At 51.7% G+C, this 16,773-nt stretch carries 14 protein-coding genes; 5 read left to right on the forward strand and 9 right to left on the reverse strand.

Features of this window, described 5'->3' with window-relative positions:
* Nucleotides 1–5 precede the first annotated feature (5 nt).
* The 6 genes from AAA857_RS03540 to rpl18a all read right to left on the reverse strand — a co-directional run bounded on the left by AAA857_RS03540 (nucleotide 6) and on the right by rpl18a (nucleotide 5,870).
* Nucleotides 6–2,324: a beta-propeller domain-containing protein gene (locus AAA857_RS03540; RefSeq protein ID WP_338173180.1), complete on the reverse strand. Its 2,319-nt coding sequence runs from the start codon at nucleotides 2,322–2,324 to the stop codon at nucleotides 6–8.
* A 133-nt stretch (nucleotides 2,325–2,457) separates the two neighbouring features.
* A complete protein-coding gene (locus AAA857_RS03545; protein ID WP_338173182.1) occupies nucleotides 2,458–3,120 on the reverse strand; it encodes a response regulator in 663 nt (220 codons plus the stop codon).
* A 44-nt stretch (nucleotides 3,121–3,164) separates the two neighbouring features.
* A complete protein-coding gene (locus AAA857_RS03550; protein ID WP_338173184.1) occupies nucleotides 3,165–3,545 on the reverse strand; it encodes a DUF1844 domain-containing protein in 381 nt (126 codons plus the stop codon).
* 37 nt (nucleotides 3,546–3,582) lie between these two features.
* Nucleotides 3,583–4,971 carry a signal recognition particle-docking protein FtsY gene (gene ftsY, locus AAA857_RS03555; protein ID WP_338173186.1) on the reverse strand — a complete coding sequence of 463 codons (1,389 nt, stop codon included), beginning with the start codon at nucleotides 4,969–4,971 and terminating at the stop codon, nucleotides 3,583–3,585.
* A 9-nt stretch (nucleotides 4,972–4,980) separates the two neighbouring features.
* Entirely contained in the window at nucleotides 4,981–5,544 is a 564-nt protein-coding gene (locus tag AAA857_RS03560; RefSeq protein ID WP_338173188.1) for a hypothetical protein, read from the reverse strand.
* Nucleotides 5,545–5,597: 53 nt separating this feature from the next.
* Nucleotides 5,598–5,870: a 50S ribosomal protein L18Ae gene (gene rpl18a / locus AAA857_RS03565; protein WP_338173190.1), complete on the reverse strand. Its 273-nt coding sequence runs from the start codon at nucleotides 5,868–5,870 to the stop codon at nucleotides 5,598–5,600.
* Between the two features lie 98 nt (nucleotides 5,871–5,968).
* Here rpl18a and AAA857_RS03570 point away from each other — a divergent pair, with 98 nt between their 5' ends.
* The 3 genes from AAA857_RS03570 to AAA857_RS03580 all read left to right on the forward strand — a co-directional run bounded on the left by AAA857_RS03570 (nucleotide 5,969) and on the right by AAA857_RS03580 (nucleotide 11,585).
* A complete protein-coding gene (locus AAA857_RS03570) occupies nucleotides 5,969–9,097 on the forward strand; it encodes a S8 family serine peptidase (RefSeq protein WP_338173192.1) in 3,129 nt (1,042 codons plus the stop codon).
* 122 nt (nucleotides 9,098–9,219) lie between these two features.
* Entirely contained in the window at nucleotides 9,220–10,224 is a 1,005-nt protein-coding gene (locus tag AAA857_RS03575; protein ID WP_338173194.1) for a rod shape-determining protein, read from the forward strand.
* An 80-nt stretch (nucleotides 10,225–10,304) separates the two neighbouring features.
* Nucleotides 10,305–11,585, forward strand: a complete 1,281-nt coding sequence (locus AAA857_RS03580; RefSeq protein WP_338173195.1) for a hypothetical protein — start codon at nucleotides 10,305–10,307, stop codon at nucleotides 11,583–11,585.
* Between the two features lie 5 nt (nucleotides 11,586–11,590).
* Here the strand turns inward: AAA857_RS03580 and AAA857_RS03585 are convergent, their stop codons facing one another.
* Nucleotides 11,591–12,406 carry a geranylgeranylglyceryl/heptaprenylglyceryl phosphate synthase gene (locus tag AAA857_RS03585; protein ID WP_338173197.1) on the reverse strand — a complete coding sequence of 272 codons (816 nt, stop codon included), beginning with the start codon at nucleotides 12,404–12,406 and terminating at the stop codon, nucleotides 11,591–11,593.
* A 98-nt stretch (nucleotides 12,407–12,504) separates the two neighbouring features.
* On the opposite strand from AAA857_RS03585, the gene AAA857_RS03590 reads away from it, so the two are divergent.
* Together AAA857_RS03590 and AAA857_RS03595 are read left to right on the forward strand one after the other, a co-directional pair.
* A complete protein-coding gene (locus AAA857_RS03590) occupies nucleotides 12,505–14,289 on the forward strand; it encodes an ABC transporter ATP-binding protein (protein ID WP_338173199.1) in 1,785 nt (594 codons plus the stop codon).
* A 96-nt stretch (nucleotides 14,290–14,385) separates the two neighbouring features.
* A complete protein-coding gene (locus AAA857_RS03595) occupies nucleotides 14,386–15,231 on the forward strand; it encodes a bacteriorhodopsin (RefSeq protein WP_338173201.1) in 846 nt (281 codons plus the stop codon).
* 69 nt (nucleotides 15,232–15,300) lie between these two features.
* Here AAA857_RS03595 and AAA857_RS03600 read toward each other — a convergent pair whose 3' ends face one another.
* Both AAA857_RS03600 and AAA857_RS03605 read right to left on the reverse strand, forming a co-directional pair.
* Nucleotides 15,301–15,660 carry a DUF3147 family protein gene (locus tag AAA857_RS03600; protein ID WP_338173204.1) on the reverse strand — a complete coding sequence of 120 codons (360 nt, stop codon included), beginning with the start codon at nucleotides 15,658–15,660 and terminating at the stop codon, nucleotides 15,301–15,303.
* Between the two features lie 40 nt (nucleotides 15,661–15,700).
* A complete protein-coding gene (locus AAA857_RS03605) occupies nucleotides 15,701–16,771 on the reverse strand; it encodes an acyltransferase family protein (protein ID WP_338173206.1) in 1,071 nt (356 codons plus the stop codon).
* Nucleotides 16,772–16,773: the final 2 nt, after the last annotated feature.

The raw sequence follows: 16,773 nt of genomic DNA on the forward strand, positions 1-16,773 counted from the left end.
ATCACTTATTCGTCACTTTGAGGCCTGTCTTCGGTGCTGGAGCCTTCTCCATCTCCGCCGTCTCGATCACGCTCTTCATCTGTGGATGTTTCAGAAACATCGGTGTCGTGGGTTAGTGAATCCTCTGCAATCAAAACCCGTGCTGTTTCTTCAAGCGTGGTCAGGTTGGTTGCAGTGATGCCTGCGGAAGATATGGCGTAAACATAGTCTCCCATAAAGATGGAGCGGCGTATGTTGTATTCATTCCACCATCGATTGTTTTCATCTTGTGAGTAAAGGTCGGAATGGTCAACTGTGCCGTAGATGTTGAGGTCCCCGGTCGTCTCGTTGACATGGACGAGCATCAGTTTTGAGACATATTCGTAAGACCAATAGTAGCGGTTGTTGATTTCATAGTCCACGTATCTGTAAGTGGAAAGGGGTACTGCAAGAAGTTCCTTTGGCGCCCAGTATTGGAATGCCTTGGATTCATAAGTTGCCTCGGACCAAGACCAAACCCAATCGCTTTCGTTGGTACTGACCGGCGAAAGTCTGAGGGCTGCGGCTTGCGATGGTGCCGTAGGGTCTGTAATGTTGAACAGGGAAATCTGAGTTCCCGACCAGTCAAGGCCCGTGCCATCTTCGTTTGCAGGGCCTAACCCGATGGTCAAAAGGTGGTCTCGCGACAGTGGATGAATGTATGTGGAAACTCCCGGCACCTTAAGTTCGCCCAAGATGGTGGGTTGCGTCTCGTCTGAGACATCAATAACCCAGAGTGGGTCGATTTGCTCAAAGGTGACGATATAGGCCCGGTCGCCGTCAAATCGAGCGCTCCAAATGCGCTCTCCTGGAGCGATTCCATCCACTCGCCCTGCTTCAACTAAAATCTGTTCTTCTGTTTCTACATTCATCGAACGAACAAGGGTCACGAGTTGTGAGGACATGGGTTCTGGGTCTTCCACCCACCAGCGCGCCCATTGCCCTACCGTGCTAGCGACTCGAAGAACGCCTTCATGCTCTGAGAGTGCGAATTGGTTGACGACCGTTCCGTTGATCCGTCCGGATCCGGTGTAGAGTGTTGTCTCCCCGCTGATATCAAAGGTGTGAAGGTTGGTCATCTCGTTGGCTTCCTCGTTGCCCCAGAACCACCACCAATCAAACGCCCTTTCAGCCAAAACGAGGAGGTCTTGGGAGGCGTAAACTTGAGGGTAGGTTCCTACGACGTGGTCAACTTCAAAATCGAACGTATCTGAGGTGAGGTCTAAAGAAAAGATACTGGATATGCCCCGATTAAACCCTTCCTTCGGCGCCACAAAGTCGGCGCATTCTCCATCGGTCATGGTGTGTGTCGTCACAACCCCATCGCCGTATTCGTACACCTGGGGGAGAAGGTCTTCAAGGGAGAGCGTGGTAAGCGCTCTTCGATTGTTCTCTATGGTTTGCCATGCAACTTTGTGACGCACTTCGGTGCGCAGTGGGTCGTCATACTCCAAGTTCCAATAACCGCTTGGTAGGTCCAACCAAGTCTGAAGGCCTTGCACATCCATCCATGCGTGACTTATCGTTCGGACCGTTCCGTTGACTTCTCTAGCCGTGATGTAGCTTCCTTCAATGTACAACTCCCGCTCAACGTCGGGGTCACTGCGATTGGTGACATCATAAACCGTGAATTTGGTCAGGCTTGAGGTTCTCCAATTGCCATACTCGCCGTCCCAGCCCATTTCTTCAACCACCGGATTGCTTCGAGAAAGCCCCCATGGGCTCAGGGTGGAAATGACAACCAATTCATCACCATCAAGCATCATTGCTTGTGGTGTTCCTTCTACGGTTGTGTTCGATAGATCGGTAAGTTGGCCAAATTCAGGGACACCGAAGATGTGTAACTTCTGGCCTTGTAGATAGTAAATGTTGTATCCGTCGGTTTTGACAAAATCGGCTTCGTCGACGCCTTGCTCTTGGTTGTTCGTCCCTGAGTAATCTTCGCCTTCAACCCGCGTTGATGTGGTTCTGGGTTGTTTTGAGTTGCCTCCGTCAGCATCGTCGGCGACCATTTCCATATCGTCTTCTAACCACATACCGCCGCCGTAGTAGTATTCTTCCGCGGCAGCCTGCAAGAGTTGGATTCTGTATTCTTCTTCTATCGAACCTTTGAGTGAGCGCTCCAGGTCCTCACAATCATCGTATCCTTCCAACTGGGGTGAGCCAATGCTTCGTGCTGGAACTTCAGACCAATTTTCGGGGAGAACGACATCCGGGGCTTCCACCTCAGGTTCAACCATGCCCAAACAACCGGAACAGAGGAACAGAAAGATGAGGGATAATGCAAGCGTTTTTTGCCCTTTCATAAAACCACTACAATCCTTTTGCCTATGAATGAATTGGTAAAGTGATTTTACGTTCATCGCCTTTGTCGCCTTGGATGAGCATGCCGGCTCCTTGTGAGATGAGGCGCCAAGGTGAACGCCGGTAAGTCATGATTCAAACGGGAACGTATCCGAGGTAGTATGCTGCTCCAACTCCGATTGAAAGGAGAATGAAAAGCAAGCCCGCCCGTTTCTTCCAACTCTTCTTTTTTGCAGGAGTTGCTACTTCTGCCATTATGAGTTCCGCTGAAGGGAGGGTCGGTAGCACGAGGTCGGGTAAAGGCAAGGGCAATTCACGCAGTAGCGCCCCCTCATCCGCCTCTACTTTGACGCGGTCTTCCGGGTAGAGGGAATCCAAATCTTCCAAGCCTGGTGCTTCGGGGATGGTTCCAATGATGTTGTTCCATGACGCCTCCAGTGCTTCGCTGGAAATCGGCTTTTGCAACCAAGCAACGGCGCCAGCAGAAAACGAAGCATCACGGGCGAGCTCGGCCAAACGGCTTGAGGCCACGAACACGATGCGTTGTTCTCCGCCGTGCTCCCGCATTTCCAATGCTGCAAGGTGGCCATCAAGGGAAGGGAGATCAAGGGAGAGGACGACCAGTTCGGGATCAAGGCGGATGTATTCATCGACGGCTTTGTCACCGTCTTCGCAAAGTTCAATGTTGAAATTCTTTGCTCTGAAGAGGTTGGTAAGGCGCATCGACGCCATAGGATTGTTGTCAACAATGAGGACGGTTGGTGCTGCGTCATCGTTAACGTCGGTGACAAGGCCCATACCAATCAAAGCAACGGACAGAGTTCTTCCACATCAAACAACCGCTATTCTTCTTCCACAGAGGCCGATGTTGACAGGTCTTCGACTGGCCCGTCCTGAGGATGGTTAAATGTCTCTCGAATAACTTCGCTTTGTGCCTGTTCTTCTTGCCGCTTGCGATGCAGTTGTGGTGCTTTGGTAAAGTGCATTTGCAAATCACTGATGACCGTTCGAAGCATTTGTGTTTCTTGGGTGGTCAGATTGCCTTCTGTTTTTTTCTGAAACATTCGTAGAACCTCTATTCCTTCCTTGGCCTCCAGAAGGTTGTAGTGAAACGTGTGGTCTTGGTCGGGTAAATAGCCCATGTGAAGCATGGTTGAACGTTGTAACATCTGAACGATTTGAAAAAATCGGGCTGAGTCTTCATCTGCAAACATATCCGCCATGTTGCGGCGAGGCGTTGGGGGTTCTTCTCCTATGCGCTCACTCAAACAACTGGTCCAGCAACCATTGTGGTTCAAATTGTAGCAAGTCTTCGTAGCCTTGGCCAACTCCTGCAAAGACAATCGGTCGGCCTGTTGCGTAGGCAATCGAAAGCCCGGCCCCGCCCTTTGCATCGGTATCCATTTTTGTCAGAACTGCCCCGTCAAAGCGCATGATCTCTTGGAACATCTTAGCTTGTTCAACGGCATCGTTTCCTGCAAGCGAGTCGCCGACAAAGAGCGTGAGGTGAGGGTTGGTTACTTTGCGGACTTTGTTAAGTTCGTTCATGAGGTTGGTTTTGTTCTGCATCCGTCCGGCTGTATCGACCAAGACGACGTCGATGCCCCGTGCTTTTGCTGAGTCGATCGCGTCGCGGGCAATCGCGGCTGAATCGCCGCCTCGCTGACTTGAGATGCAACGAATACCGAGCGCCTCACAATGAGATTCTAATTGTTGGATGGCTCCAGCCCTGAACGTATCACCTGCTGCAGCGATGACGCTGATGTTGTTCTTGAGGAGGCGATGGGCAATTTTAGCGGCAGTTGTTGTCTTACCGGTTCCGTTGACACCAACCATCATGATAACGACGGGGGAGTCGCCTGCGTCAAGGAATCCTTTGACGGACGCGTCAAAGTCCCAATAACCGGCTTCCAAAAGCCCATGAAGTGCTCGTTTGAGGGCGGCTTCGAGAACCTTTGGCAGTTCAGCACCCTTTCTCAAACGGGAGCCCACGAGTGCGGTACGGAGGCTGGAGATGAGCGCATTGGTAGCGTGTTGGGAGATATCGGATTCAAGGAGGACCCATTCCAATTCTTCAAGGAGGTTGTCTAGAGCCTCACTTGGCTTGATAATACGCCCCCCCTCGCTGACCACCCCGCCCCCGAGTTCAATGTCCAGTGTCGTTCCGGCTTCTGTTTCCAGTTTCGCCGTTTTTGAGGACCCTTTTGGGGCTTGTTTGACTTTGACGAGTTGCCGTCCCGTTGTGGTTCGCATCATGGTTAAATCAACTTTGGAGCCTCTCGGGCGAGCAATGTCTACTGCGCCTCGCTTCTTCATGTCCTTAGCAACCTTGGCCGCTTTCTTTTTTCGTTCCTTTTCTTGGCGTTCAAGGAATTTCCGTTCTTTCTTGGTGAGCGCGATTGGAGCCGTTGGTTCGTCGTCGTCCCATTCATCCCATTCGTTATCGGGCGCAGGTGCTGCTTGGGCCTCTTGTTCGGCGGCTTCAATCGCTTCCAAATCGTCCCAATCATCGGACGGCTTGGCTACATCGGTTGCTGTATGGAGGAGTTCTTTGGCTTCCGCCGATTCTGCATCTGCGGAAAGTGCTTGTTCATCGACATCGCTTGCAACTTCACGGACTCGGCTACGAAATTTATCAAATAAGCCCATTCAATCGCCTCAGTCATCCAATGTCAAATCGTTACCGAACATTCCCCGTTTCCGCCCTCTTCGGGCAGGTTTGGCCGGCTCCGGATCGGGTTCAGTTACAGGTTGTTGTGGAAGAGGTTTGGCTTCTGCGGGCGGGGCAGAAAGAGATTGGAGTTGTTCAGCAGCGGTGTTGAATGCCTGAGCCACCTGGGCAAGATTGGTTTCTGTTTGTTCGGCCTGCCCTTGCAATTCGTCACGAAGATGTTGAATGTCACTTTCTCGTTCGAGTGTGATGGCGTGGGCATCTGACCAGTGGCGCTCACCGAAAACACCTGCTCCCAAATCAACCAGCGCGATGCCTTCTTCGCTTCCTTGGTGGCGGTAGTGAAGGCTTACTCCTGAACCGATTGAAACATGGCTCGACGCGTTGTTCGGATCTTCATGGGCCATCAGTGCCTTGAGAGATGCTGCGGTAATCTTGTGCTCGGACAGAACTGCATCCACTTGCTCCATACGTAGATGAATTTCATCAAGGCGTTTACGCAATGCCTCAACATCCCTCGCCATACGCTGCAATTGGGTTCGGTCTACCATCGGGCTCAACCCTTCCATTCGTTAGGAGTTGAAGAAGGCGACGACCGTAGGGTTCACTCTTCTTCGCTGACGGGTGAAATGGGTCCACCTTGAGCTGCGATTTGCTCACGGAAATCATGAAGAATGTGGGGTTCGGTTGAAGTTCTTGGATCAATTTCTGAAACGTTAGCAATAGCGATGGTTCGTCGCTTAGCACGGTGACGTGAGCCAAGAATGGAATATGTTTTGTCGGTTGCTTGTTCAGCATTTTCTGCGGTAAAGTCGTAAGAAAACTCTTGCCGTTGGCTCCCAAAAGGTGCCGTCCCTGTCACTCGATAGGCCTTCATCGGACCGACCGACCCGCCATCCATCCTTAAACGCGCTGGCGCGAATTGAGCGAACGAACAACCGCAAGATTGAGACAAAAAGGGATGCTCGGAGTGTCATGTCGAAGGCTTGGGCGATGATTGTTCTGGCTTTCCTACCGTTGGTTTCGGGAATGTATGCGCCCCCCGTGGAGTCCGAAATCTCAGAGGTTGTGATGGGAAAGGAGCAATTGTTTGTTTTGGAGAGCGGCGTTTGGGATTCTGACAAGTGGTCGGCGTTGGCCGAGAATGGATTGACGCCGCTTCGTGTCGTGGACCAAAAATCCCTTCTTGTGTGGGTGCCCTACGATGCCACTGCCCCCCCGGGTTATGCCGTGGATTTGTTTACTGACGCCGTCTGGAAAGCCGGCATTGAGGGGTATGATGCGCGGGTTGGGGACTGGGTTCGTCTTGTTTACGAACCGCGGCTTCCAGTTGATGTGAAGTTGAATATTGCAGATTCCTTGCATGCGCACGGAGGTCGTTTAGCCGATCGAAATGTAGGCCCCCTTCTTCCCATTCCCACCTTCGTGAACGTGCAAATTCAAAGCATACTTTTTATTGAAGCGGCGTTAGACATTGAAGGTGTTTTGTGGATTGAGCCCGTCCTAAACACAGAAGGCCGAAACGGACAAAGTGCTTCTATTCACGAGCACGGTCGGCTCACTGAACATCCCTTCTGGAGCCTTGGATTAAACGGAACTGGTGTCACATTAGGAGTGGCTGACAGCGGTCTTGATGCCGACCACGCTTGCTTTCGTAACGCCACAGAACCTTCGAGCGTGTATGCGGAACCCTCAGCTGATTATCCTGCGGTGGGGCTCTTTGGCGACCAACATCGGAAGGTGTTGCTTCTCAACACAACCCTTGATGAAAACGACACTCCTGGCCACGAAGACTATCGGCACGGAACACATGTTGCAGGAAGTTTGGTGTGTTTTGATGTCTCAAGCGACCGAAGCGGTGCAATTCCAGCCAACGGTTCAGCCCTGGCCCACGGAGCGAAGCTTCTGATGCAAGACATCGTTTCTTCGGAAGGCTGGGTTCCTCCAAACGTTGATGATTTGCTCTACGAAGCCTCCGCTCAAGGCGCCTACATCCACTCAAATTCATGGGGCGATGCCACAACCGCTTACACTCAAAGAACGGCGACATTTGATGGATTCGCCAAAGCAATGCCTTGGTCCATTTCGTTCATCGCCCCGGGCAATTCAGGTGCGGGAATTCTTGAGCCTGCAAACGGACGCAATGTCGTATCGATCAGTGCAACGACAAAGGCCACTGATGCAATCGTATGGGGGTCCTCGTCATACGGCCCAACCGAAGCCGGAACCGATGGAGTGTTCATGCTAGCAACGGGCGGAAGTGTGCAATCCGCAGCAGCCGACGGCGACTGGTCTTCAAACAATAACAACCTCCGTTCATCCTCGGGAACGAGTATGGCGACGCCCGCTGCCGCAGGCGCTGCGGGCGTCCTTCAGCAAATGTATCAAGACGGTTGGCTGACCGGTTCCTTCGAAACATTGCATGCGGTTCCTCTTTCTACCCTTCAGCCTTCGTGGGTTGAAGTTGTGCCGACCAACACAACACTCCTTCTTGGACCGGGGTTTACTCCTTCTGGTTCACTCATGCGTGCAACTCTGGCGCTGGCAGCAACGCCGCTCAGCCAAGACCAGCGAAGCGGGGGGGACGGTGGCCATGAGCTGCACAACCCAAACGATGGGTGGGGCCGGCTGAACCTGAGTGAGGTGTTTGATCCATCAACCCTTGACGGCGCGGGGGCGGTCCCTCCAATCGGCGACGTGTGGGTTCATGACAGTTATCGGCTCACCAATTCCAACCCTGCGGACTGGATGGAATCCTATGGCGGACAACAAAGCAATCTCTCGGGGTTCTCAGAAGTTTCGTGGGACGGGGTTGGTGCAGCAGGTCCGTTTCTCAAGACCGGTGAACGGTTCCAACAACGATTCTCTCCGCTTGAAGGTTCAGATGTCGCCATTCGTTTGGCTTACCCCGCCCAACCTGAGCCCTCTGCGGTTGACGACCTGCAACTGCGGATAACATTCCCCGACGGAACCGTTGTTATTCCAGATCGTTTGCATGCTGACGGAACGCCAACAGAATTCAATGGAACTGTAGCGGATTTTGATGACCTCAATGTATTTCCTGGAAGCAACGAGACGACGGTTGGAGTGAACCTTCCAAATGACTTGCTAGCGCAGCATTCGTACTTTGACGTGGAGATCGTAGCACGCTATGTTGCCCCCGGCGGGGATGCTGGAGCAGTGGGGCTCAATGGAGACCGGATTGGATTTGGCCTGATCGTCCAAGGCGTGGATAGAGATGGAGATGACCACCTCGATGGAGACGGTGATGGCGTGGCGAACATGGACGACCTATGTCCGAATGAAAATGCATTTGGAAATGATGGAGACGGAGACGGATGCCTCGATGATGAGGACGGAGACGGTGTTGTCAGCCCCTATGATGATTGTCCAGAATTGAATGCTTCTGGCTATGATGCAAACAACGACGGTTGTATTGATGACTCGGACGGAGACGGTGTTCTCGATGATTCGGATGAATGTTATACTGAAGACGATTCTTGGCCCGTCATGCCAAATGGATGTTACCCTCTTGATGAAGTCCCTCTCATCCAAATCACCAACGTTCCTGAAAACGGTACGGTTTGGGTTGATACTTTCTCAGTAGAATGGAAGGTGAACGATGCAGATGGGGATGGATACCGCACTGGCGCCCAGTTGGTGTACTCAAACAATTCAAATTACACCATCACGGATTGTCAGTTTCAACATGACATCAACCGGACCATGTCGTGTGTCTGGCACAATCCTGCTGATTTACCGTTGCAGTATTTGCAGAACGGTGATTTCGTTCTCCAAGTTTTCGTCGAAACCACCAACGCATCTCCGGCAGCCTCTCAGGAACGTATCATTATCAATACAACTGCGAACATCACTCTTGAACGGTTAGGAATACACGATAACGGTACAGAAGAACCGGTGTTGATTACCACCAAATCGTCTCCACCCTTACTTCAGTGGGCTTTGACTGGCGCGTTGCTCGCTGCGATCGCCAGTTTCTGGTGGTCAAAGCGGCAACTGAGAGTGGATACGGCTGGCGAACCATCGGCGCCATTTGTGCAAACAGAAAGGGAAAGAGAATTTTTGCAGGAGCAAGAAGAGTAAACGGTTGACTGCTCTTCAACTCTTACCGGCAAACGCATCCATTCCCATCAATTTCACAAGGTGAACCTTGAAGGTTGGTGGCATACTCGCAGGTATGTCCGCAAGTCGGAAGGTGAACAAAAATGAGCGACCGCCTATATGTTGGAATTGACCTAGGAACCTACCAATCAACCATTGCTTCAAGCGCTGGAAAAATGCACACCATTGAGACCGTTGTCGGTCGTCCAAAGGACCCTGTTGCACGGAACTTCCTTGGCCGTGACGTCCTCTTTGGAGATGACGCCCTCAAGAACAAACTCGCTTGCAACCTTTACCGCCCTATGGCCGCAGGCGTCACGCAAGACGATGAGGCTAACCTCGCAGCAGCAAAGGCCTTTGTATCTCATCTTCTTGAAACCGTTGACCCAGAAGAGTTCGACGAAGTTCTTGGAGTCATTTGCTCTCCAAGCCACGTTTCTTTTACAGACAAGTCCAACCTCGTAGCAACTCTACGAGGACAAGTTAACGCCATCATGGTCGTTACTGAACCGTTCGCAACAGCATATGGAATTGACGAAATCGCAGGCTCGATCGTTGTTGACATCGGCGCTGGAACAACTGATATCGCTCGTGTGTACGGAACATTCCCAACCGATGAAGACCAAGTCACCATCACCGAAGCCGGAGACTGGTTGGACTTGGAACTCATGGCGCTCATCCGCAAGAAGTACACTGGAGCTCAAGTCACCAAGGACATGGTCCGAAAGTGGAAGGAAGCGTCCTCCTATGTCGGCGGCGACGTTCGTGAAGTCACCGTAGAACTGTCCGTGGATGGAAAGCGACAAGTTGTCGACATTGGCGATTTGATTCAAGAGGCTTGTGAACTCATCATTCCAAAGATTGGAAACGCCATCAAGCGCAACGTCGCTGGCGCTGACCCAGAATACCAACCCATTCTCCGAAACAACATCATTCTCTCAGGCGGAGGATCACTCATCGAAGGATGTGCCGAGCGAATCGCCTCGGAAATCTCTGATATCGGAGATGTTCGAGTCTGGTGCGTTGAAGACCCCATCAACTCTGTGGCCGCTGGTGCTTTGAAACTCGCCAGTGAAATGCCCGATGACATGTACACGTCCATCAACTGATTCGGCACTCTTCAAAGGGTCTCAAATCAGCACTGCTTAGCCCTGTCGTGGCGGGAAGGTTCAAGTGTGGTTAATCCGCGATGAGCAACCGTATGACGGTAGATGCTTCATCTCCTGGTGGAATTCGTCGAGTTGGAACCTCGACCAACGATGAGCGGGCAGCCCTTGAGGGAATGCTGAAAGGGTATCCAATTGAGCAGCTCGTAGACGAGGTGCTGATCGCTTGGGATGAACTCGCAAAACGAAACGATGAACTCGTTACTGTGAAACAACGACTGCGTGTTGTAGAATTGGATTTAGCCGAGCGGCACGACCAAGTTGCACCTGAGCTCGCTAAATTGGCTGAATCAGAACAGGCATTGCGAGAAGCAGACGCAAAAATCATTCACATTGAACGCGTTTTGGACGATACCAAGAACGAATTATCGTCCCAACAATCTTCCCTTTCACAACAAGAACGATCTTCTATGGAACATGAGGTATCCCAACTACGAGACCTTACCACCCAACAGGACGCCGTCATTGGGGAGATGGAAGGGCGTATCTCCCAAATGGTGGAGGCGCTTGAAAGGGCTGCAGACGCTGGCTTGACATCGGTTACTGCTGAAGAGGTTCGTCTCTTGAAGAATCAGGTTGATGAAAAGAAACGCCAACTTGAGGTTGAGAAGGCTGCCGCTGAAGCGCTTGAGGAAGAACGTCAACGTTTGAGAGATATTGCTGACCGCCTTCGAGGACTTTTGGATGCCCGCGACCGCCGCCTTGGAGAACTGGAGGAGCAACTCGAGCGCGTCATGCAGGGGCCACGGTCCGTTTCAGCAGAGCACGATTACCTCGTTGAACAAATCGAAGAGCTCAAACGCCGACTTCTTGAGCGAAACCGAGAATATGAATCATTGCGACGACGAGAACGACGCCTTCACAACGATGTGTTTGAGCGTGACGAACGTTTGCAACAGATCACCCTCACCATGACCGACCTCGAATCTGCACTTCAGGACCGCACTGCTGAATTGCGTGAGTTGGAAGATCAGCGAAGTTCCATGGAACATGAGTTGCATTCTGCTCGTCGAAGTGAACGCACTCGAGAAGTTGTCGGTCGCGTCTTTGCCGACTCCCTCTCTCTTGTTCGAAGCCATGAAAGCCGTGAGTTGAAGCGGGAACTCTACGCCAACGCGCCCGATGTTGAGCGCGTCATCGAATCTCCGTCGACCGATGACATGTCTCGGTTGGCTGAAGGAGATGAGTTGGACCTCAACACCAAAGAAACGGTTCTTGAGAAAGGCATGGACGTTGAGGGAGTAAGGCCTCCATCCCCCGGTGGAACCGGAGACCCTGTGCTTTTTGATGAAGAAAACGAGTGAAACGTTCAGTTGCTTGAACAAGCGCCGACCAGGTTTTGCAATCGACTGCGAAGTTCATCCATTGATGCTGCGTCTTCTGTAACGGTTCCTGTAACAACCCAATCAGCCCCAGCCTCAACCGCAGCCTCAACGTCTGAAGAGGTTCGTAAGCCACCGCCCACAATGAGTGTTAATCCCTCAACCTCTCTCGCTTTCTTGATGAGGTCCGTGTGAACGGGAGATGGCGCTCCACTGCCGGCTTCTAAGTACAGCAGAGAAAACCCATACATCTTGGCGCAAAGTGCGTAAGCATGCACCAAATCAACGTCCGTTGATTGTATCAGTTCTGCAGCGCCGACTTCCCCCACTCGGCCGCCTGGGGCGCAAACAATGTATCCTGTGGGAAGGGCCTCAACGCCAAATTTGTCCAAATAAGGTGCTCCACGAATTTGTTCTCCAACCAAAAATTCTCGTTTTGTTGAATTCATGAGCATCATGAATGTAATGGCGTCTGCAGCCGGAGACAGCGCATGAGCGCCTCCGGGAAACAAAACAACGGGAATGTCCCATTGAGATTCGTCGCCCTCAGGGTCTTGGCTTGCTGCGAACATTCTCAACTCAAATGCTTCTTGAATGGCTTCACATGTTGCATGGACGATCTTGTCCGGGGTGTCGGTGGACCCGCCAACAAAAACCATCTTTGAACCCGATTCTACGGCAAGCATTGCGCGTTGAGCGGCCGTGTCTGGGCTTTGCTTCGCCGGATCGATGAGCGTAATATGGCGCGCTGGATGAGTGCCTCTGCGCACTTTTTCCAGTACTGTTGTCTCTCCGACGTGCATGGGCCTCGTCCTAAGGTCATGGCGGGCAGGGCATAGGACTTACGCTATCGAGCGATTTCAACGGGAGGCTTCTCAAAGCCCCCCGGCGTCCCATAGACATGAGCGAGAGCGGTCCGTTTCGGCGTTTGCTTACCTATATGAGTCCGCATCGGGCAACCATCCGCCTGGCTTCGTTCTGTTCGGTGTTCAACAAAATATGGGACCTTGCCCCCCCATTGTTGATTGGGCTGGCTGTTGATGTTGTGGTTCTAAAGGAGGACTCTCTGCTTGCATCGTATGGTTTGGTAGACCCTTGGCATCAACTCATTTTGCTTTCTGTACTCACCTTCCTCATATGGGGGCTTGAGTCACTCTTCGAATATTTTTACGGCATCTTGTGGAGAAATTTAGCACAGACTGTTCAGCACGAATTGCGTCTCGACACGTTTGACCACGTCCAACAACAGGGCATGGGGTGGTTCGATGAACGACAGAAAGGAGATATTCTGGCTATTCTCAACGATGACATCAACCAACTTGAACGGTTTTTGGATAAGGGGGCCAATGATTTGCTCCAAGTGAGCACTACGGTACTGGTTGTAGGTGCAGTGTTCCTGATGATCTCATGGGAAGTTGCGCTCTTCGCTGTTCTCCCGATCCCTCTCATCGTTTGGGGTTCGTTCCGCTATCAGCGCAGTCTTGAGCCTAGATATGCTAAGGTAAGAAGCACCGCTGGAAAGATGAATGCGCTTCTTGAAAACGATTTATCGGGTATGTCAACCATCCAATCCTTCACCGCAGAAGAGCGGGAAATGAAGCGAGTTGAGGCTTTGAGCAACGAATACCGTGATGCAAACCGAGAAGCCATACGTTTGTCAGCGGCATTTACGCCTCTTATTCGGATGGCCATTCTTTGTGGTTTTACTGCTACCTTGTTGCTTGGAGGTTGGATGGCTCTCGAAGGTACGCTCGCCATCGGTGCATACTCGGTGTTGGTCTTCATGACCCAACGGCTTCTATGGCCACTTACGCGGCTTGGCGAAACCTTCGACCTTTACCAGCGGGCCATGGCCTCCTCTACCCGAGTACTGGACGTACTCACCTCACCCACAGAAATCAAACAAGGCGCACAGCAACCCCCTCTTGAAAAGATAGCAACGTCAAACATTCTTCTAAGCGACGTGAGTTTCGCTTATCCTGGACGCGACAACGTGTTTTCAAACCTTAATCTTGAGTTGGAGGCGGGCCATACAACGGGTGTTGTCGGGTCCACTGGTGCTGGGAAAACAACGCTTGTTCGGCTTTTACTCCGCTTTGCAGAGCCTACATCTGGCGCGATAACATGGTCTGAAACGCCGATACAGGAATGGAAATTAAGTCATCTTCGCTCATCAATTGCAATGGTGGACCAGCACATCACTCTGTTTCCGACAACCATCATGGAGAACATTCGATATGGAAACCCAGATTGTACCGATGATGAGGTCAAAGAGGCTGCCGCGACTGCAGAGGCGACCGGGTTTATTGAGCAGTTGCCCGATGGATGGAGTACAATGGTAGGGGAAGGGGGTCACCGCTTGTCTGGCGGTCAACGGCAACGACTTGCCATCGCTCGCGCTGTTCTAAAGGATGCGCCCTTATTGGTCTTAGACGAAGCTACATCGGCCGTGGATAATGAAACAGAAGCGGCTTTACAACGTTCGATTGGGCGAATTTCAAAGGGTCGGACCACCGTCATCATCGCCCACCGGCTTTCTACGGTGCGAAATGCAAACCGCATCTTGGTGTTTGAGAACGGAGCCATCATTGAAGACGGAAGTCATGACGAGTTGGTTCTACTGAATGGGACCTACGCTCGCCTTTGGGCAGTCCAGACCGGAGTTTCTTTGACTTCACTTCCTTAAAATCGCTGTACTGCGGATAATTTTATTCCTTTCACAGCCAGAAAGAAAAAAACAGCACTTTATATGCGGAATGGCGACTAGGCGGGTTTGAGAATTATGATTTCTGAAAAGTTTTCAAAGACCACGAGCCTGCTGCTGATTGGAACGATTGCCCTCGCAATGGCCGGAACGGTCAGCGCTGCGGACATTGTAGACCCCTCTGTTGAATACAAAGGGGATACGCTTGGACTGATTACCTTCTTTTTGTTCTTTGTTGGTTACATCTCAATGGGTGCGGCCTTCGTGTTCTTCATGAGCGAACGCAGCAATGTAGCCCCAGAATACCGCACAACAATGACCATCTCGGCATTGATTGTTGGTATCGCTGCATTCCACTACTACTACATGCGAGGCGTTTACACCGACCTAGGTACGGTCTCGATTGAGTACCGGTACATGGATTGGATTATTACTGTCCCATTGATGGCTTTGAAGTTCCCTTCCCTTGTTGGTAAGGATGCCATCACCGACGAGAAATTCCTCGGCATGGGCTTCACTGGCATCTGTTTCACTGGTGCACTCGTCATGATTGGGTTTGGATACCTCGGCGAATCGGGCGCCATTCCCGGAATCGCTGGACTTGTTCTTGGTGGCGTCGGCTGGGCAATGATCATCGTTGCCACAGGGACACCGTGGTCCTCCGGAAAAGGAGTCGATAACTCGAAGATTAAGCCAGAACTCATGTGGAGCGCCAACGCACTTCGCTGGTTCATCGTAGTCGGTTGGGTCATCTACCCCCTCGGATACATGTTCAACCCCAGCGTCAACATGATCGATGTCGGTACAAGCGGTGTTGAAGTTATGGCCATTGCCTACAACGTTGCAGACATCATCAACAAGATCGGATTCGGTATTGTCGCATGGATGGGCGCAAAGAAGGCTACTGAAGCCCTCGCAGCCTGAACACAATCAACATGTCCCCCCAATGAGGCGGGGCGGCTTAAGCCGTCCCGTTTCACCGGTGACATCTGACTACACCTCAACGCCAACTACGGACGTTGCGAAGTATGCACAGGTCGCATAAACACAAACGGTGACCGCTATCCCTGCCATGAGCGCCAACTCAAAACCCCATCCTCTTCGTAAGAGGTAGGGCAAAATGACGAACAGGCACATCGAAGGGACAATGAGCCAGAGAATGCCCTCAGCGTAATCAGCAATTTGCTCCGTGTCGTGAGTATCCCTGTACAACCAGATGATTGAGAGGATACTCATGAACGGTATGGATACGAGCAAGGCGCCGTAAAGCGTAGAACGCTTTGCAACTTCACTTGCTCCAACGACCAAAGCTCCGCTTAGAATCCCTCTTGCTACCCACGCAGGCCATGTCATGGTCGGGCATTCGCACGATCGCTCTATGAACCGTTTGCCGTCACTCCAGTTTCTTGGAGGGCCCCGGCGTTGGAGATTGTGTGCCCGGGCCAAGTGTTCGCATGAGGTGCTCCAGGGTGGCTTTTGGGGCTTTTTTGTACCATAACGCTCCGATCAAAATCCATCCGGTGGTGTAGGCCAATACGACGAGGGATGATTGCGTCAATGACCAATTGTTGGTCTGATCAACTGTATGGAACAGCGCGAGTGGGATAAAATGAGCCACGTATACCGTAAGTGATGTTCGACCCGTTTGGGAGAGTATCGTTGCTCGAGAGAGGAGGTAAGATGAACTGCTCCAAAAGAGAAGAACGCCCGTCATTGCAGCAACAAGGAACGGTGCATTGGAAGGAAAAAACGTCAATACAGCATCGCCCGACGGCAAGGCCCATGCTTGTTCGATCGATATCGAGTAAGCGAGTGTTAGACTTGAAAAAATCAGTCCAAAAGTGATTGAGGCAGTATAAAAGTGGGTCAACTCCCGTTGTTCCATACGTTGTAACATACCACCCAGTGCGGCAAAAAGCACCCATGGGAAAAGCGGATAGGTCCCTGTCAATAACAGGTGACTTAGGGCAGTCGGTGCATCTGGGGTCTGCACTCGAAGACCCCAGATGCCTTCACCTTGGAGTTCGGGAAACAAAAGGATGATTGAACAACACAGCGCTGAGAGTAGAATAAGGGGCATGATTGGGTTTCTGTATGTCTTGAACGGCCACGCCCATAATGGCTCTAACAAAACAAGAAGCCCCATCAAAGAGAGAACCCCTGGTGTAAACGGCTCAAACAAATGCGGTGCGCTGATGTTGACAAGGAATTGACAGGCAAACAGAAACAACGCTCTTGTCCAGCGTTGATGAAAGGACAGTGTGGCCTTCATGAGACCCCATCCCAAAAGTGTCACGAACAAAGGTGCTGCCAGACCTCCAAGGCCAGAAACAATGTACGCGAGTGGGGAGGGCTGTGAAGTCGAAAATGGATTCCACGTTGCCGCTGCATGGACCATGACCATCAAAGCCACCGCGACGCCTCGTAACGCATCAATGTGGATTTGGCGGCCTTCAGCCTCCATGA

The organism is Candidatus Poseidonia alphae (assembly GCF_943787815.1).
In the GTDB taxonomy this organism is placed as follows: domain Archaea; phylum Thermoplasmatota; class Poseidoniia; order Poseidoniales; family Poseidoniaceae; genus Poseidonia; species Poseidonia alphae.

Excerpts from the sequence above, each read along its gene's own strand:
- ftsY (WP_338173186.1), bottom strand. The coding sequence starts at position 4,971 with ATGGGCTTATTTGATAAATTTCGTAGCCGAGTCCGTGAAGTTGCAAGC.
- rpl18a (WP_338173190.1), bottom strand. The coding sequence starts at position 5,870 with ATGAAGGCCTATCGAGTGACAGGGACGGCACCTTTTGGGAGCCAACGG.
- AAA857_RS03580 (WP_338173195.1), top strand. The coding sequence starts at position 10,305 with ATGAGCAACCGTATGACGGTAGATGCTTCATCTCCTGGTGGAATTCGT.
- AAA857_RS03545 (WP_338173182.1), bottom strand. The coding sequence starts at position 3,120 with ATGGGCCTTGTCACCGACGTTAACGATGACGCAGCACCAACCGTCCTC.
- AAA857_RS03590 (WP_338173199.1), top strand. The coding sequence starts at position 12,505 with ATGAGCGAGAGCGGTCCGTTTCGGCGTTTGCTTACCTATATGAGTCCG.
- AAA857_RS03575 (WP_338173194.1), top strand. The coding sequence starts at position 9,220 with ATGAGCGACCGCCTATATGTTGGAATTGACCTAGGAACCTACCAATCA.
- AAA857_RS03540 (WP_338173180.1), bottom strand. The coding sequence starts at position 2,324 with ATGAAAGGGCAAAAAACGCTTGCATTATCCCTCATCTTTCTGTTCCTC.
- AAA857_RS03585 (WP_338173197.1), bottom strand. The coding sequence starts at position 12,406 with ATGCACGTCGGAGAGACAACAGTACTGGAAAAAGTGCGCAGAGGCACT.
- AAA857_RS03550 (WP_338173184.1), bottom strand. The coding sequence starts at position 3,545 with ATGGCGGATATGTTTGCAGATGAAGACTCAGCCCGATTTTTTCAAATC.
- AAA857_RS03595 (WP_338173201.1), top strand. The coding sequence starts at position 14,386 with ATGATTTCTGAAAAGTTTTCAAAGACCACGAGCCTGCTGCTGATTGGA.
- AAA857_RS03605 (WP_338173206.1), bottom strand. The coding sequence starts at position 16,771 with ATGGAGGCTGAAGGCCGCCAAATCCACATTGATGCGTTACGAGGCGTC.
- AAA857_RS03600 (WP_338173204.1), bottom strand. The coding sequence starts at position 15,660 with ATGACATGGCCTGCGTGGGTAGCAAGAGGGATTCTAAGCGGAGCTTTG.
- AAA857_RS03560 (WP_338173188.1), bottom strand. The coding sequence starts at position 5,544 with ATGGTAGACCGAACCCAATTGCAGCGTATGGCGAGGGATGTTGAGGCA.
- AAA857_RS03570 (WP_338173192.1), top strand. The coding sequence starts at position 5,969 with ATGTCGAAGGCTTGGGCGATGATTGTTCTGGCTTTCCTACCGTTGGTT.